Below are 14,048 nucleotides of genomic sequence, written 5' to 3'. Positions count from 1 at the left end.
GTTTCAGCCGGAGCTGCTTCCCATGGCACAAATCGTCTTGCTCGAGAACATCCATCCCAGCGCGGTCGAAGTCTTCGCCGCCGCGGGCTACAGCGACATCGCCACCCACGCCAGCGCCCTGCCGCCCGACGCGCTGCGCGATGCCCTGCGGGGCGCCAGCGTGGTCGGCATCCGCTCGCGCACCCACCTGGATGCGAGCATCATCGACAGCCTGCCCGACCTGCGCGTCATCGGCTGCTTCTGCATAGGCACCAACCAGGTCGACCTCGCCACCGCGATGGAACGGGGCGTGCCCGTCTTCAACGCGCCGTTCTCCAACACCCGCTCGGTGGCCGAACTGGTGCTGGCCGAGGCCATCCTGCTGCTGCGCCGCATCCCCGAGAAGAACCTGCGCGTGCACCAGGGCCACTGGGACAAGAGCGCGACCGGCGCCTACGAGACCCGCGGCAAGACCCTGGGCATCATCGGCTACGGCAACATCGGCTCGCAGGTCGGCATCCTGGCCGAGGCCCTCGGCATGCGGGTCATCTTCCACGACGTCGAGGCCAAGCTGCCGCTGGGCAACGCCCGCGCCTACCCCGACCTGTCCGCGCTGCTGGCCGAGTCCGACGTGGTGACCCTGCACGTGCCCGGCGGCCGCTCCACGGAAAACATCATCAACGAGGCCACGCTGTCGCAAATGAAGCGCGGCGCCATCCTGATCAATGCCTCCCGCGGCACCGTGGTCGACATCGATGCGCTGCGGGCCGCGCTCGATGCCGGCCTGCTGCGCGGCGCGGCGCTGGACGTCTTCCCGGTCGAGCCCAAGAGCGTGGACGAACCGCTCAAGAGCCCGCTCATCGGCCTGCCCAACGTCATCCTGACGCCGCACATCGGCGGCAGCACGGTCGAATCGCAGGAAAACATCGGCAAGGAAGTGGCCGAGAAGCTGGTGCGCTTCATCCAGGGCGGCACGACCAAGGGCGCGGTGAACTTCCCCGAGCTGTCCCACCAGGACCTGGCGGGCACCTCGCGCATCCTGCACGTGCACCGCAACGAACCGGGCGCGCTGGCCCTGCTGAACGCCGTCTTCGCCGAACGCAAGATCAACATCTGCAGCCAGCAGCTGCAGACCAAGGGTCCGATCGGCTACGTGCTGACCGACATCGGCAACCAGGCCGACGCGGCGCTGATGGACGCGCTGCGGGCGCTGCCGATGACGGTGCGCTGCGACCTGCTCTAGGCCGAAGGCAGGAAGCGCACCGCCAGGCGCTCTTGCAGGCGGCGGTGGAACTCGGGCACGCGCTGCGCCGCCGCCCGCGTCAATTCGCGGAACGCCTCGGTCTCGGCGCCGGGCGCGACGCGCGGCGCGGCCCAGATCGCATCGGGAAAGTGGCGGTCGCCGCGCCAGCGCGGAATGACGTGCCAATGCAGGTGGGGCACCATGTTCCCCAGCGCGGCCAGGTTGACCTTGTCGGGCCGCATGTGGTCGCGCATGACGGCCTCCACCTCCAGCACCACCCGCATCACGTGCAGCCGGTCCTCGTCGGCCAGGTCGGTCATCTCCGCCGCGTGGGTACGCCAGATCACGCGCACGTAGCCCGGATAGTCGGCATCGTCGACGGCGATCACGCGCAGCCTGTCGTCGCGCCACAAGGCCGGCGAGCCATCGCTGGCGCACAGCGGGCAGGAATCGGCGGGGGAACTCATCTCGTGTGCACCTCGATGGCTATGACGCGCCCTGGCGCAACTGCACCTGGCTGATGAAGTGCTGCAGGACCTGCAGGCCGTCCTCGTCCAGGCCGTCCAGGGTACAGCCCATGTGATGCCCTTGCTCCGGCGCCCGGCGCGGCGTGACGTGCATCACCTTCAAGTCCACCGCCAGCCGGGTCGCCGGCCCCAGCGCCAGCGTGGCCCGCGGCAGCGGCGTGCCCACGGGGAAGGGCGGACTGCCGGGCGGCAGCAGCAGCCCGACCCCGGTCATGCTGATGTCGATCACTTCCAGCTCGACCGGCCCGCCGGCCTCGGGAGCGTGCGCCCGCACCACCGGAGCGGGGCGCATGACCGGCCGCACGCGGAAGTACGAACGCCGCTGGAAGCGGTACAGCTCCAGCGGCAACAGGCACGCCAGCCGGCTGCCCGCGTCGCCCGGCAGCCATTGCAGGTTCTGGACGCGGAACTGGATCTTGACGTGGTCCAGGTAGCCCACGGCCACCATCCACGGAGAAGCGAGCAGATGCTCCAGGCGCGCGTCGCCTGGGGTGCCGAACAGCCACAGCAGCCGCCGGCCGCGGTCCACACCGGCGATGGCCGACAGGCACGAGACGCCATCGGCGGCGACCAGGGCCACGATCTCGGCCTGCTCGACCATGCGCCCGAGCAGGGTCAGGATTTCCAGCGGCTGCGAGATCCGGAAATCCTCGAGCGAGGCGTCGTCGCCGGCAGGCTCGGGCGTCAGAGGCAGCAGCGGATGCTCCCTCATGGCTTGCCTCCCCGTGCGTGCGCGCCCGTTCCCAAGGCCGCGCCTACAGCAGGACCCGTTCGATACCGCCGTCGTTGGCCCGCCTGACGTAATCCTCCATCCATTGCTGCCCCAGCACGTGACGGGCGATCTCGACGACGATGTAGTCGGCGTCCAGGTTCGCGTCGTCGTTGTAGCGACTGAGCCCTTGCAGGCACGACGGACAGGAGGTCAGCACCTTGACGTCGCCCTGGAAGCCGTCGGCCCGCAGCTTGTCGGCCCCCTTGCGCAGCTCCTCCTCCTTGCGGAAACGGATCTGCGTGGAGATGTCGGGACGCGTCACCGCCAGCGTTCCGGACTCGCCGCAGCAGCGGTCGCTCTTGTCCACGCCCTCGCCCACCAGCGCCCGGACCGTCTTCATCGGATCCTGGAGCTTCATGGGCGTGTGGCAGGGATCATGGTACATGTACCGCGCGCCGGTCACGCCCTCGAGCTTGACGCCCTTCTCCAGCAGGTATTCGTGGATGTCGATCAGGCGGCAGCCCGGGAAGATCTTCTCGAACTCGTAGCCGGCCAGCTGGTCGTAGCACGTCCCGCAGCTGACCACCACGGTCTTGATGTCGAGGTAGTTGAGCGTGTTCGACATCCGGTGGAACAGCACCCGGTTGTCGGTGATGATCTTCTGCGCCTTGTCGTCCATGCCGTTGCCGCGCTGCGGGTAGCCGCAGCACAGGTAGCCCGGCGGCAGCACGGTCTGCACGCCGGCATGCCACAGCATGGCCTGGGTCGCCAGGCCCACCTGCGAGAACAGCCGCTCGGAACCGCAGCCCGGGAAATAGAACACCGCCTCGGTGTCGGCCGAGGTGGCGCGCGGGTTGCGGATGATGGGGATGTACTTGGCGTCCTCGATGTCCAGCAGCTTGCGCGCGCCCTGCTTGGGCAGGTTGCCGGGCATCTTCTTGTTGACGAAGTGCACCACCTGTTCCCGCATGGGCGGCTTGCCCACCGTGGCCGGCGGATGCTCGGTCTGCTTGCGCGCGAACTTGGCCAGCACGTCGTGGGCCAGCCGCTGGGCCTTGTAGCCGACGTCGACCATGGCCTTGCGCGTGGCATTGATGGTGCGCGGATCCTTGGCGTTCAGGAAGAACATCGCCGCGGCCGTGCCCGGGTTGAACGACTTGCGGCCCATGCGGCGCAGCAGGCTGCGCATGTTCATGGACACGTCGCCGAAGTCGATGTCGACCGGACAGGGCTTCTCGCACTTGTGGCACACCGTGCAGTGGTCGGCCACGTCCTCGAACTCTTCCCAGTGCTTGATGCTGATGCCGCGGCGCGTCTGCTCTTCGTACAGGAAGGCCTCGACCAGCAGCGAGGTCGCCAGGATCTTGTTGCGCGGAGAATAGAGCAGGTTGGCGCGCGGCACGTGGGTGGCGCACACGGGCTTGCACTTGCCGCAGCGCAGGCAGTCCTTGATGGCGTGCGAAATGGCGCCGATGTCGCTCTGCTGCATGATCAGCGACTCGTGGCCCAGCAGGTTGAAGCTGGGGGTATAGGCATGGCGCAGGTCGCCGCCGGGCATCAGCTTGCCGGCGTTGAAGCGATTGTGCGGGTCGATGCGGCGCTTGTAGTCCTGGAACGGCGCCAGCTCGGCCTCGGACAGAAACTCGTACTTGGTGATGCCGATGCCGTGCTCGCCCGAGATCACCCCGTCCAGGCTGCGCGCGACGTCCATGATGCGCGCGACGGCCTCGTTGGCCTCCTGCAGCATCTCGTAGTTGTCGGAGTTGACGGGGATGTTGGTGTGCACGTTGCCGTCGCCCGCGTGCATGTGCAGCGCGACGAACACCCGGCCCTTGAGCTCCTTGTCGTGGATCTCCTGGGCCCGGACCAGGATGGGCGCGCAGGCCTGGCCGGAGAAGATGCGCGACAGCGGCGCCTTCAGCTCCGCCTTCCAGGACACGCGCACCGTGCGGTCCTGCACCACGTCGAACACGCGGGCCGTGGGCTGCACCTGCAGCCGCTCCTGCAAGGCCGGCAGCAGCTGCCCCAGCCCGATGCGGGCGAACTCGCCCAGCGTGTCGGCCAGCGGCAGGTCCATGCTGCGCAGGATCCAGTTCCAGCGCTCGCGCACCGACTCCAGCAGTTCCAGCGCCTGCACGGCGCGGTCGCCCAGGATCTCCTCGCGCGACAGCTTCTCGCCCTCGCCGTCCTCGCTCTTGCCCACCGGCAGCTCGCCGTCGAAGAACTCGGCCAGCCGGTCGATCAGCCGCAGCTTGTTGCGGGTCGACAGCTCGATGTTGATGCGCTCGATCTCGTCCGTGTACTCGCCCATGCGCGGCAGCGGGATCACCACGTCTTCGTTGATCTTGAAGGCGTTGGTGTGGCGCGCGATGGCGGCCGTGCGCGAACGGTCGAGCCAGAATTTCTTGCGGGCCTCGGCGCTGACCGCCACGAAGCCTTCGCCATGGCGGGTGTTGGCCAGCCGCACGACCTCGCTGGCGGCAACGGCCACCGCATCCTCGTCGTCGCCGACGATGTCGCCGATCAGCACCATCTTGGGCAGCGTGCCGCGCTTGCTCTTGGTCGCATAGCCCACCGCGCGCAGGTAGCGCTCGTCCAGGTGCTCCAGGCCAGCCAGGATCGCTCCGCGCGCGCGCCCCTCGCCATCCAGGTAGGCCTTGACTTCGACGATGGACGGAATCGCATCGCGCGCCTGCCCGAAGAACTCCATGCAGACCGTGCGCACGTGCTTGGGCATGCGGTGCAGCACCCAGCGCGCCGAGGTGATCAGGCCGTCGGTACCTTCCTTCTGCACGCCCGGCAGGCCGGCCAGGAACTTGTCGGTGACGTCCTTGCCCAGACCTTCCTTGCGAAAGACCCGGCCATTGATCTCGAGCGTCTCGGCGCGCAGCAGGCGCTCTCCCGGCTTGCCCATCCCGTCGAACCACTTGAGCTCGAACCGGGCCACCGGCACGTCGTGGATCTTGCCCAGGTTGTGCTCGAGACGCGTGACCTCCAGCCAGTTGCCCTCGGGGTCGACCATGCGCCACCAGGCCAGGTTGTCCAGCGCCGTGCCCCACAGCACCGCCTTCTTTCCGCCCGCGTTCATGGCGACGTTGCCGCCCACGCAGGAAGCCTCGGCCGAGGTGGGGTCCACCGCGAACACGTAGCCGGCCTTGTCGGCCGCGTCGGCCACCCGCTTGGTGACCACGCCGGCGCCGGTGAACACCGTCGCGACTTCGCGGTCCACGCCGGGCAGCGGCCCGACAGTGACGTCGCCCAGGGTCTCGAGCTTTTCAGTGTTGATGACGGCGGACTTCCACGTCAGCGGCACCGCGCCGCCGGTATAGCCCGTGCCGCCCCCGCGCGGGATGATGGTCAGGCCCAGCTCGATACAGCCGCGCACCAGCGCGGCGATCTCGTCCTCGCTGTCCGGCGTCAGCACCACGAACGGGAATTCCACGCGCCAGTCGGTGGCGTCGGTGACATGCGAGACACGGGACAGCCCGTCGAACTTGATGTTGTCGCGCGCCGTCGCGCGGCCCAGCACCTTCTGCACGCGGCGGCGCAGTTCGGCGGTCTCGTTGAACTCCTGCTCGAAGGCCCGCACGGCGCTGCGCGCCATGTCCAGCAGCCGCCCCACCTTGCCGTCGCGTTCCGCGTCGTCGGGCTCGCGCCGGCGCTCGACCTCGCGCAGCCGGTGGTTCAGCGCCTCGACCAGCAGGCCGCGGCGCTTGGGGTTGTCCAGCAGGTCGTCCTGCAGATAGGGATTGCGGCGCACCACCCAGATGTCGCCCAGCACTTCGTACAGCATGCGCGCCGACCGGCCGGTGCGGCGCTCGCCGCGCAGGTCGCACAGCATGTCCCAAGCCTGCGAGCCCAGCAGCCGCTGCACGATTTCCCGGTCGGAAAACGACGTGTAGTTGTACGGAATCTCCCGCAGGCGGGTCGGTGCGTGCGCAGGAGCGAGGGCGATGGGCAGAGGGGCGTTCATGGTGGGGGCTGTACTTCATCCCGAGGGTAGCCGACCATTCTAGCCGATTGCCCCACCCTCCCGCTGGAGCCGCCCGCCTTTTCCGACCCGCTAAAAGGGTCATATCTGGCGGGAAATGCATCCAACGCGGGGACATTCGCCCCGCCAGGGCGCCTAGGAAGCCACGCCCAGGCGCCGCGCCCAGCCCGTCTCCGAGAACCCCACGCTGGCCACGCCGTCCGCCGTCACCAGCACCGGCCGCTTCACCAGCGTCGGATGCTCGGCCACCAGCGCCAGCCACTGCGCCTCGCCGGCGGGCTGCTTGCGGTCCTCCGGCAGGTTGCGCCAGGTCGTGGACGACCGGTTCACCAGCTTCTCCCAGCCCCCTACCTGGGCCGCCCAGTCCTTCAGCGTGGCCGCGCCCACCGGATGCTCCCGGTAATCGACGAAATCGGCCTCCAGCCCCTGGGCGGCCAGCCATTTACGCGCCTTGCGGCAGGTATCGCAATTGTTCAGTCCGTAGACCCGCGTCGTCATGTTCCAGATCCTTTTCTTGCTACTTGTCGGGGAACACCCACAGCAGCGCGGCGGTCATCGTGGCGTAGCGCCCGAACTTGCCGATGGCCATGTAGACCACGCAGGCCCGGAAATCCAGCCGCAGCCACCCCGCCACCGCGCACAGCGGATCCCCCACCAGGGGCACCCACGACAGCAGCAGCGTCTTGGCGCCAAACCGCTCTATCCACGCGTGGGCATAGGCATGCCAGCGATCCTTCCGCGTGGGCGCGTGCGCCTCGCCGTCGTCCGGTTCCGCCTCGTGTTCGTGAGGATGCCGGGCCTCGCGCCGCGCCTTGATGCGCTCCACCGCCCGCTTGGCTCCCACCCCCATCCAGTAGCTGATCATCCCCCCCACGGTATTGCCCGCCGTCGCCACCAGCACCGCCACCCAGAACATCGGCGGCGCCAGCTTCACATAGCCGAACACCGCCGGCTCGGACCCCATGGGCAGCAGCGTGGCCGACACCAGGCTGACCAGGAAAACGGCCGACAGCCCCACCTCGGGCAAAGCCAGAGCGTGGAGCAGCCAGTGAACGGAGGATTCCAGCCATTGATGCATGGCGAGGAGTTTAGCCCACCCCCTGGCTCTTTCCAGGTGGCGAAGCGCCTCTTGAGCCATCTGTGTCAAACTTAAGGATTACGCTTTTTCCACCAACCCCTGACGCAGCATCATGGCCACCGACTATCTCAAGCGCATACTCACCGCCAAAGTCTATGACGTCGCTATCGAGTCCTCCCTCGACGCGGCTCCCCAGATTTCGGCGCGAATTGCGAACACGGTGCTGCTCAAGAGGGAAGACACCCAGCCCGTCTTCAGCTTCAAGCTGCGGGGTGCCTACAACAAGATGGCCAATCTGCCGCCCAAGGCGCTGGAACGCGGCGTCATCGCCGCCTCCGCGGGCAACCATGCCCAGGGCGTGGCGCTGGCCGCCCAGCGCATGGGCTGCCGGGCCGTCATCGTCATGCCGGTCACCACGCCCCAGCTCAAGATCGACGCGGTCAAGGCGCGCAACGCCGAAGTCGTCCTGCACGGCGAAAGCTTCACCGACGCCTACAACCACGCCAAGCAACTGGAGGCGAAGGAAAAACTCACCTTCGTCCACCCCTTCGACGACCCCGACGTCATCGCCGGCCAGGGCACCATAGGCATGGAGATCCTGCGCCAGCACCCCGGCCCCATCGACGCCATCTTCGTCGCCATCGGCGGCGGCGGCCTGATCTCCGGCGTGGCCGCCTACGTCAAGCAGTTGCGCCCCGAGATCCGCATCATCGGCGTGCAGACCGAAGACTCCGACGCCATGGTCCAGAGCGTGAAGAAAGGCCGCCGCGTCACCCTGCCCGACGTCGGCCTCTTCTCCGACGGCACCGCCGTCAAGCTCGTGGGCGAGGAAACCTACCGCCTTACCCGCAAATACGTGGACGACTTCGTCGTGGTCGACACCGACGCCATCTGCGCGGCGATCAAGGACGTGTTCGAGGAAACCCGCAACGTGCTGGAGCCCGCCGGCGCGCTGGCCCTGGCCGGCCTCAAGAAATACGCCGCCCAGCACCGCCTGAAGGGCAAGACCCTGGTGGCCATCGCCTGCGGCGCCAACATGAACTTCGACCGGCTGCGCTTCGTGGCCGACCGAGCCGACGTGGGCGAGTCCCGCGAAGCCGTGTTCGCGGTCACCATGCCCGAGGAACGCGGCAGCTTCCGCCGCTTCTGCGAACTGGTCGGCAACCGCAACGTGACCGAGTTCAACTACCGGATGGCCGATTCCGAACAAGCCCACGTCTTCGTGGGCCTGCAGACCGAGTCGGCCGGCGAATCCACCAAGATCGCCGCCAACTTCCGGCGCAACGGCTTCACCGCCATCGACCTCACTCACGACGAGCTGGCCAAGACCCACCTGCGCCACATGATCGGCGGCAGCGGCCCGCAGGCCAATCACGAACTGCTGTACCGCTTCGAATTCCCCGAGCGGCCCGGCGCGTTGATGCGCTTCCTGAACTCCATGTCGCCCAACTGGAACATCAGCCTGTTCCACTACCGCAACCAGGGCGGCGACTACGGGCAGATCGTGGTCGGCCTGCAGGTGCCGCCGTCCGACAAGAAGGAATTCGCGGCCTTCCTGGCGGAATTGGGCTACCGGCACTGGGACGAGTCCGAGAACCCGGCCTATAAGCTGTTCCTGCGATAGCCGCGGCTGCGGCCTCCGCGCGGCGTCCCCGCCGCCGGAGGCCCGCCCTTACGCCAGTTCGAAAACGATATCCTGCGCGCCTTCCCACAGCGTCTTCACGCCCAGCGCGCGCAGGTTTTCCTTGCCCTCGACCACCGTCAGGAAATGGTTGCCGGCCAGTTGGCCCATCTTGCTGGCGAACATGCAGCTGCCATAGGCCAGGATGATTTCGGTCTCGCTGTAGCCGCCCGGATAGAACAGGATGTCCCCCACCGAGGGATGGCTGGTATGGTTCTCGAACCCCACGCCCAGCTTGAACTCGCCCAGCGGAATCCAGCAGCCCTCGCCGCTCCAGCGCACGTGGATGATCTTCTGCTTGTAGGGCAGCAACTTCAGGAAGGCGGCCACGGTCTCGGGAGCATCCGGATTGGTCTCGGCGATGAACTCGTATTCGGCGGCGCGTATGCGGATTCTTGTCATGGTGGTCTGCGAAGGATTGGGGCCCTGACGGGCCCCGGATGAAGGAAAAAAACCGGCCAGGCGCCTCAGTTTAATCAAATGGCTGTCCGGTTCAGGCGGCGGGAGCGGGGTCGGGATCGCCGATCCACTTCGTGACGGTCGGCGCCTTCCAGGCCGCCAGCCCATCGAGCAGCGCGCCCGGGTCGGCCTCGATCACGATCATGTCGCGGTGCTCGGCCTTCATGAAACCCTCCTGCACCGCGTGCGTCAGCATGGCCCGCATGGGCTCGTAGAAGCCGCGCACGTTCAGCACGCCGCACGCCTTGGTGTGGTCCCCCAGCTGCGTCAGCGTGGCCGCCTCGAACAGCTCCTCGTAGGTCCCCAGCCCGCCGGGCATCGCGATGAAGGCGTCCGCCAGGTCCGCCATGCGCGCCTTGCGCGCCCGCATGTCCGCCACGATCTCGTGCGAGGTCAACCCCGGATGCAGATGGCCGCGGTCGTGCAGCCGGCGATTGATGACGCCCACCGCCTGGCCGCCCGCCTCCAGCACCGTGTCGGCCATGATGCCCATCAGGCCCTTGTGGGTGCCGCCATAGACCAGCGTCAGGCCCCGGGCGGCGAACTGCGCGCCCAGTCGCCGCGCGGCCTGCGCGTACTCGTCCGAAAAACCGAAATTCGAGCCGCAGAAAACTGCGACCCGGCCAAGAGCAAGCGCTGTGGTGTCCATGAAAAAAATCCTCGGTACCGAAGCATGAAAGTGTAAACGCGCCGGGCCGCCCCGATGGCGTCAACACCCTGTAACGCGAGGCACGCAGGATGGCAGCGCTCCACGCCCGAGCATCTCCCCCCATCCGCACCCCGACAACGATGAGCGAACATACCTACCCCGTCATCCCCCTGGACTTCTCCCTGCGTCGCGCCTTCCTGCTCAAGACCTTCCGCACCGCCGGCGCGGTCAGCCTGACGGGCTTCCTGGCCGCCTGTGGCGGCGATGGCGACGACGCTTCCGCCAACCCCGCGCCGGTCGATCCCAAGCCCCCCGTCGACCCCGAACCACCGGTCGAGAAGTTCAACCCCTTCGCCAAATTCAGCGCCCTCCAGCCCGCCGACGCCAACGGCGTGATGTTGCCCAAGGGCTTCTCCTCGCGCATCGTCGCGCGCAGCGGCAAGGCCCCGGTCAGCGGCGGCAGCTTCCTGTGGCATGCCGCGCCCGACGGCGGAGCCTGCTATGCCACCGACGACGGCGGCTGGATCTACGTCAGCAACGCCGAAATGACCGCCCCGCTGGGCGGCGTCAGCGCGCTCAAGTTCGACAAGACCGGCAAAATCGTCGACGCCTACCCCATCCTGAAAGGCACCTCGGGCAACTGCGCCGGCGGCCCCACGCCCTGGAACACCTGGCTGTCGTGCGAGGAATTCGAACTCACCCAGCAGATCGCCGGCATGGTCTGGGAATGCGACCCCTACCGCCCCTGGTCCGACGCCAACCCGCCCCGCGCCTGGCCCGCCCTGGGCAAGTACGCGCATGAAGCGGTCTGTGTCGATCCGGCCAATCGCATGCTGTACCTGACCGAGGATGCCAGCGGCGGACGCATCTACCGCTACGTCTGCGACTCGACCGACTGGCCCACCGGCGCCGCACGCCCCGTCAAGTTCGAATCCGGCCAGCTGCAAGTGCTGCGCATCGACGCCCTGCCCCGCGACGCCGACGCCTCCGACGCCGCCTACGCCGACCTCATCGGCTTCGGCAAGACGCCGGCCTCCGTCACCTGGGAGCCCGTGGCCTTCCCCGACCAGGGCCAGAAGAACATCCGCGACACCCTGCGCAAGGGCGGCATCCTGCCCCCCGGCAACTACTTCCAGAAGGCCGAAGGCATCTGGTTCTTCAACGGCATCGTATTCTTCGTCACGTCCCGCAACAGCCGCATCTGGGCCTACGACACCGCCCACCGCACCCTCGAAGTCATCTTCGACGGCAAACTGGGCCCGGCCGACACCCACAGCATCGACGAACCGGACAACATCACCATCACCTCCTTCGGCGAAATGCTGGTGGCCGAGGACGCGGGCAACCTGGAGATCGGCGTGCTGCGCGACGACGGCACGTCGCAGGCCGTGATGCGGCTGGTCGGCCACGACGACAGCGAGATCACCGGCCCCGCCGTTTCGCCCGACGGCACCCGGCTCTACTTCAGCTCGCAGCGCGGTACGGCGGGCAAATCGGAGGAAGGGATCACGTTCGAGGTGCTGTTGCCGACGAAGCTGGTGGAGTAGCCAGGCAGTGAGGAGGCATGGGCTCATGCCCAGCCTGAGCGGGAGCATTCGAACGAACCCATTCGACGGCTGATCTCGAATGGTTCAGCCCCCGCTCACGCGGGGAACAGGGGCGCCTGCGGCACCAACCGGCATCCGCAATGCGGTTCATCCCCGCTCACGCGGGGAACAGTGCGGCATCCCCACCAGCACTCTGAGCCGGGCCGGTTCATCCCCGCTCACGCGGGGAACAGTACTTCGGAGTGGCCCAGCGACGGCGACGTGTCGGTTCATCCCCGCTCACGCGGGGAACAGGCGTTGGCCTCGGTTTCCCGGCCGCCCACGGCCGGTTCATCCCCGCTCACGCGGGGAACAGATGCGAACTGGCTGGGGCGAGTGCTACGACGGCGGTTCATCCCCGCTCACGCGGGGAACAGTGCGAATGCGGCGCATGTCAACCCGCCATGGTCGGTTCATCCCCGCTCACGCGGGGAACAGTTTCAAGTTCTCGGCGTCACCGACGACAAAGACGGTTCATCCCCGCTCACGCGGGGAACAGTGCGACGTCCGTCTGCTCTGCGCAAAACGGGGCGGTTCATCCCCGCTCACGCGGGGAACAGAGAGCAGCCATGACCATCGACATCCCCCTGTACGGTTCATCCCCGCTCACGCGGGGAACAGCGCAAGGGCGAACGTGGAGTAATTCTTGTTTTCCGGTTCATCCCCGCTCACGCGGGGAACAGGCCAGGGTGACGAGTTTGTCGCTGAATCCCACCGGTTCATCCCCGCTCACGCGGGGAACAGTTGCAATCGGATAAACGCGTTTAAATTCAACGCGGTTCATCCCCGCTCACGCGGGGAACAGGTTGTCGTCCATCATCGTTCCCCCTGCGGGATCGGTTCATCCCCGCTCACGCGGGGAACAGAGGCGAGGGTTCCATAAGGGCGGTAAAAGCGGCGGTTCATCCCCGCTCACGCGGGGAACAGAAGCGACGGAACAGCGCCGCTTGGTGGTGCGGCGGTTCATCCCCGCTCACGCGGGGAACAGTCGATGACATTCTCGGTCTCCTGCTGCGCCAGCGGTTCATCCCCGCTCACGCGGGGAACAGTTCTTGGCTTGCAGGGCATCCCACTGGGACGCCGGTTCATCCCCGCTCACGCGGGGAACAGAGGCCTCGGTCGTCGGGCGCGGTGAACAGGCTCGGTTCATCCCCGCTCACGCGGGGAACAGGCCATTGATCCAGTGCACGAATTTCTGCAGCGGCGGTTCATCCCCGCTCACGCGGGGAACAGGCGGTAAGGATCAGTTTCACCAGGCCGGTGAACGGTTCATCCCCGCTCACGCGGGGAACAGTGGCAGCGACGAGGCCCTGGCCCTGTGGGACACGGTTCATCCCCGCTCACGCGGGGAACAGGAGTGGGTCGAGGACTTCGGCGAGGACTCGGACGGTTCATCCCCGCTCACGCGGGGAACAGGGATGGACATGGTAGGCGACGAACTGCTGGCCCGGTTCATCCCCGCTCACGCGGGGAACAGTTCCACGCATGGCGCGGCATGTCCCAGTCGAACGGTTCATCCCCGCTCACGCGGGGAACAGCTCCCCGATTAGGCGTAGGATTTAAACACTGCCGGTTCATCCCCGCTCACGCGGGGAACAGGGGAGGCCATGGCTGCGGAACGGGGGCGATCACGGTTCATCCCCGCTCACGCGGGGAACAGCAAACGGTTTTAATCAGCCGCAGCATCGTTGACGGTTCATCCCCGCTCACGCGGGGAACAGTCATGCGCGCCCAGGCGAACGAAAAACCATTGCGGTTCATCCCCGCTCACGCGGGGAACAGAATGTGTTTGCTGCGGCCCTGCGTCAAAATCGCGGTTCATCCCCGCTCACGCGGGGAACAGCGCCGCCACGGCCGTGATGGCGGTCGATAGGGCGGTTCATCCCCGCTCACGCGGGGAACAGCGCGGTGTCCCCGCCAGGCGACAGCACCATGACGGTTCATCCCCGCTCACGCGGGGAACAGCCCCGCAGGCAAAAAGTTCCCGGAAGAACCTACGGTTCATCCCCGCTCACGCGGGGAACAGGGTTCAGGTGGATGTGTGGGCAAAGACGGCAGCGGTTCATCCCCGCTCACGCGGGGAACAGTGGGCAGCCATGGCCTGCTGGAACTCCAGGACCGGTTCATCCCCGCTCACGCGGGG

The 14,048-nt window shown here is 67.4% G+C and carries 10 protein-coding genes and 1 CRISPR repeat array (1 of these 11 cut by a window edge); of the genes, 3 read left to right on the top strand and 7 right to left on the bottom strand.

Features of this window, described 5'->3' with window-relative positions; genetic code table 11:
- The first annotated feature begins 22 nt into the window (after window positions 1-22).
- Window positions 23-1,222, top strand: coding sequence for a phosphoglycerate dehydrogenase (serA, locus tag ABD104_RS09460; RefSeq protein WP_087841580.1), 1,200 nt, complete (start codon window positions 23-25; stop codon window positions 1,220-1,222).
- Here serA and ABD104_RS09455 read toward each other — a convergent pair.
- The 5 genes from ABD104_RS09455 to ABD104_RS09435 form a co-directional block, all read right to left on the bottom strand.
- Window positions 1,219-1,689, bottom strand: a complete 471-nt coding sequence (locus ABD104_RS09455; RefSeq protein WP_343927424.1) for an HIT family protein — start codon at window positions 1,687-1,689, stop codon at window positions 1,219-1,221. The two genes, serA and ABD104_RS09455, sit on opposite strands and share 4 nt — an antisense overlap.
- Before the next feature lie 19 nt (window positions 1,690-1,708).
- Entirely contained in the window at window positions 1,709-2,461 is a 753-nt protein-coding gene (locus ABD104_RS09450; RefSeq protein WP_343927423.1) for a flagellar brake protein, read from the bottom strand.
- Between the two features lie 43 nt (window positions 2,462-2,504).
- Window positions 2,505-6,434, bottom strand: coding sequence for a DUF3683 domain-containing protein (locus tag ABD104_RS09445; RefSeq protein ID WP_132979112.1), 3,930 nt, complete (start codon window positions 6,432-6,434; stop codon window positions 2,505-2,507).
- Window positions 6,435-6,587: 153 nt separating this feature from the next.
- The gene (locus ABD104_RS09440) at window positions 6,588-6,950 is read right to left on the bottom strand and encodes an arsenate reductase (RefSeq protein ID WP_087841576.1); all 363 of its coding nucleotides are present in this window, start codon (window positions 6,948-6,950) and stop codon (window positions 6,588-6,590) included.
- A gap of 19 nt (window positions 6,951-6,969) precedes the next feature.
- Complete coding sequence (locus tag ABD104_RS09435; protein ID WP_087841575.1) at window positions 6,970-7,530, bottom strand: YqaA family protein; 561 nt, start codon at window positions 7,528-7,530, stop codon at window positions 6,970-6,972.
- A 112-nt stretch (window positions 7,531-7,642) separates the two neighbouring features.
- Between ABD104_RS09435 and ilvA the strand changes: the two genes are divergently transcribed.
- Window positions 7,643-9,154: a threonine ammonia-lyase, biosynthetic gene (gene ilvA, locus ABD104_RS09430; protein WP_087841574.1), complete on the top strand. Its 1,512-nt coding sequence runs from the start codon at window positions 7,643-7,645 to the stop codon at window positions 9,152-9,154.
- A 48-nt stretch (window positions 9,155-9,202) separates the two neighbouring features.
- Here the strand turns inward: ilvA and ABD104_RS09425 are convergent, their stop codons facing one another.
- Entirely contained in the window at window positions 9,203-9,613 is a 411-nt protein-coding gene (locus ABD104_RS09425; protein ID WP_087841573.1) for a DUF3830 family protein, read from the bottom strand.
- A 91-nt stretch (window positions 9,614-9,704) separates the two neighbouring features.
- Window positions 9,705-10,319, bottom strand: coding sequence for an LOG family protein (locus ABD104_RS09420; RefSeq protein ID WP_087841572.1), 615 nt, complete (start codon window positions 10,317-10,319; stop codon window positions 9,705-9,707).
- 140 nt (window positions 10,320-10,459) lie between these two features.
- Between ABD104_RS09420 and ABD104_RS09415 the strand changes: the two genes are divergently transcribed.
- Window positions 10,460-11,866: an alkaline phosphatase PhoX gene (locus ABD104_RS09415; protein WP_087841571.1), complete on the top strand. Its 1,407-nt coding sequence runs from the start codon at window positions 10,460-10,462 to the stop codon at window positions 11,864-11,866.
- A 143-nt stretch (window positions 11,867-12,009) separates the two neighbouring features.
- Window positions 12,010-14,048: direct repeats of the CRISPR family, unit length 29 nt; unit sequence CGGTTCATCCCCGCTCACGCGGGGAACAG; it runs 739 nt beyond the window's last position.

Source organism: Pigmentiphaga daeguensis, from assembly GCF_039523035.1.
Taxonomy (GTDB): domain Bacteria; phylum Pseudomonadota; class Gammaproteobacteria; order Burkholderiales; family Burkholderiaceae_B; genus Pigmentiphaga; species Pigmentiphaga daeguensis.
Note: the sequence above shows the minus strand (reverse complement) of the source record. Positions and strands in the feature narration are given on the sequence as shown.

Excerpts from the sequence above, each read along its gene's own strand:
- serA (WP_087841580.1), top strand. The coding sequence starts at position 23 with ATGGCACAAATCGTCTTGCTCGAGAACATCCATCCCAGCGCGGTCGAA.
- ABD104_RS09455 (WP_343927424.1), bottom strand. The coding sequence starts at position 1,689 with ATGAGTTCCCCCGCCGATTCCTGCCCGCTGTGCGCCAGCGATGGCTCG.
- ABD104_RS09450 (WP_343927423.1), bottom strand. The coding sequence starts at position 2,461 with ATGAGGGAGCATCCGCTGCTGCCTCTGACGCCCGAGCCTGCCGGCGAC.
- ABD104_RS09445 (WP_132979112.1), bottom strand. The coding sequence starts at position 6,434 with ATGAACGCCCCTCTGCCCATCGCCCTCGCTCCTGCGCACGCACCGACC.
- ABD104_RS09440 (WP_087841576.1), bottom strand. The coding sequence starts at position 6,950 with ATGACGACGCGGGTCTACGGACTGAACAATTGCGATACCTGCCGCAAG.
- ABD104_RS09435 (WP_087841575.1), bottom strand. The coding sequence starts at position 7,530 with ATGCATCAATGGCTGGAATCCTCCGTTCACTGGCTGCTCCACGCTCTG.
- ilvA (WP_087841574.1), top strand. The coding sequence starts at position 7,643 with ATGGCCACCGACTATCTCAAGCGCATACTCACCGCCAAAGTCTATGAC.
- ABD104_RS09425 (WP_087841573.1), bottom strand. The coding sequence starts at position 9,613 with ATGACAAGAATCCGCATACGCGCCGCCGAATACGAGTTCATCGCCGAG.
- ABD104_RS09420 (WP_087841572.1), bottom strand. The coding sequence starts at position 10,319 with ATGGACACCACAGCGCTTGCTCTTGGCCGGGTCGCAGTTTTCTGCGGC.
- ABD104_RS09415 (WP_087841571.1), top strand. The coding sequence starts at position 10,460 with ATGAGCGAACATACCTACCCCGTCATCCCCCTGGACTTCTCCCTGCGT.